The organism is Candidatus Paceibacterota bacterium (assembly GCA_035546035.1).
Classification (GTDB): Bacteria; Patescibacteriota; Minisyncoccia; order Phycocordibacterales; family UBA6065; genus UBA6065.
Map to the genome: position 1 here is coordinate 1 of DASZXC010000013.1, position 1,829 is coordinate 1,829.

Here is a 1,829-nt window from a genome sequence, read left to right on the forward strand (position 1 = left end):
TGATGGGATTATATGTCGGGCGAATCTACAATGAGGTCAAAGCCAGACCGCTCTATCTGGTGCGGAGCGAGCAGGGCTTCGACCGCCGAACCGAGGTTGATCCCGTTTTCCCTCCCTTTGCGCGCCTGCAGGAAAGCTTCGCGCTGCAATCGAGATCGCAGAAGCAGGCCTAGGAACATGTCTGAGGTTGCCGCCGTTGCCACGATAGAGCGGACGCGATATGGCCGGCTGTCCGCGTACGCGCCAACGCTCGGAATTCTCGGCCTCGCCATTGCGCTTCGCCTTGTCTTTAGCTTGTGCACGGACGTTTCGTGGCTTCTGACGCTTGGCGAGCAGGTGCTTGGCGGCCGTCAACCCTATGTGGATTTCATCGAGGTCAATCCTCCAGCCTCAATATATTTGTACTTGCCGGCGATCTATGTGGCGCGTGCGCTGCAAGTCACTCCGGAATCTGTCGTCGTCGTGATGGTATTCGTCTTGGCCGCTGCATCCACGACGAGCAGCTTTTGGCTTCTCAGGCGATCGAATATCGTCGGAACAGAAGAGCTGCCGCTCCTTTCGGCTCTGGCCGCCCTCGTCTTGCTCGTACTGCCTCTTTATGTATTTGCGCAGCGCGAACACATCGCCCTGCTTCTGGTTCTGCCCATGCTGAGCATTTACGCGACGCGGGCGCAGGGACATGAACCGCCTTCGCTCGCTGCGTTCCTGGCAGGTTTCGCAGGCGGCATGACCGTCGTGATAAAGCCATATTTCGCTTTCGCTCTTGCGTTGCCCTTCCTGTCGCTACTCTGGCGGAACAGAGGAAGTTCACGGAACATGTTCCGCCTTTCGTTCGCAGCCGAGAATCTCACGGCTTTCGGCGTGGCGGCATCGTATCTCGCGCTGGTGTTTTGGAAGTTTCCGGCTTTCATTCATTCCGTGTTGCCGATGCTGCAAACCGTCTACATCCCGGTTGTGCGGCCGCTGTGGATGCAGTTCCTCAATCCAACTTACAGGTTTTACGCGCTCGCCGGCATTATTGCTGTCCTTCTTGGACGCGGGCGGCTTCACGAACCGATATATGAACTTCCGATTCTAGCGAGCGTTGGATTTCTGATAGCCGTCTTTCTTCAAGGCAAGGGATGGCCATATCACGGCTATCCGGCAATCTCGTTGCTGGCGCTCGTCTTGGGCGTGTTGCTCGTGCGGCGCATCAATGGCGCGAGCTCTCTTTCGACCCTCGCGGCGCGAACGCTGTGCGGTTATGTGCTGGCGTGCGCCGCAGTGTGGTTTCAATTCAACACGGAGCAGCCGGATGTCGAAAAGGCTGTGGCCGCTTATGGTTTCGCGCATCCGAAGATTCTGACGATCTCGGCCGACATATCACTCGGACATCCGCTCACGCGGCACGTGCATGGCAGTTGGGCCGGCGCCTACTGCAGCCTGTGGATCGCGGACAATGCGCTGTATCTGCTCCGCCACCAGCCCGATCCAAGCCAGGTGGACGCGATTCGTAGATACGCGCAGCTTTCCCGTCAGGTCTTGGTTCATGATCTGCGTGCCAACAAACCAGACGTGGTGCTGATCGATGGGCGCGGCTGGCGCAAATGGGCGATGTCATATCCCGCGATCAGAACCGCGCTCGAAGAATTTCGCGAGGACAAGAAAGTGGGCGACGTCGAGATTTGGCTGAAGAAGTCGATCAGAGTCCGCGCCGCGCCTTGAACGCGGCCGAGAGCGTGCCTTCGTCCAGATAGTCGAGCTCGCCGCCTACCGGCACCCCATGGGCGAGGCGCGTGATCTTCACGCCGGATGGGGCGAGCGCGTCCATCAGATAATGAGCTGTGGTC

At 58.7% G+C, this 1,829-nt stretch carries 2 protein-coding genes; one reads left to right on the forward strand and one right to left on the reverse strand.

Annotated elements, in window-relative coordinates; genetic code table 11:
• Positions 1 to 177: 177 nt before the first annotated feature.
• Positions 178 to 1,704, forward strand: coding sequence for a hypothetical protein (locus VHE10_03545; GenBank protein HVU06830.1), 1,527 nt, complete (start codon positions 178 to 180; stop codon positions 1,702 to 1,704).
• On the opposite strand, the gene VHE10_03550 is transcribed toward VHE10_03545, so the two are convergent.
• The coding region (locus VHE10_03550) for a recombination protein RecR (GenBank protein ID HVU06831.1) at positions 1,682 to 1,829 on the reverse strand (148 nt) is incomplete at its 5' end. The two genes, VHE10_03545 and VHE10_03550, sit on opposite strands and share 23 nt — an antisense overlap.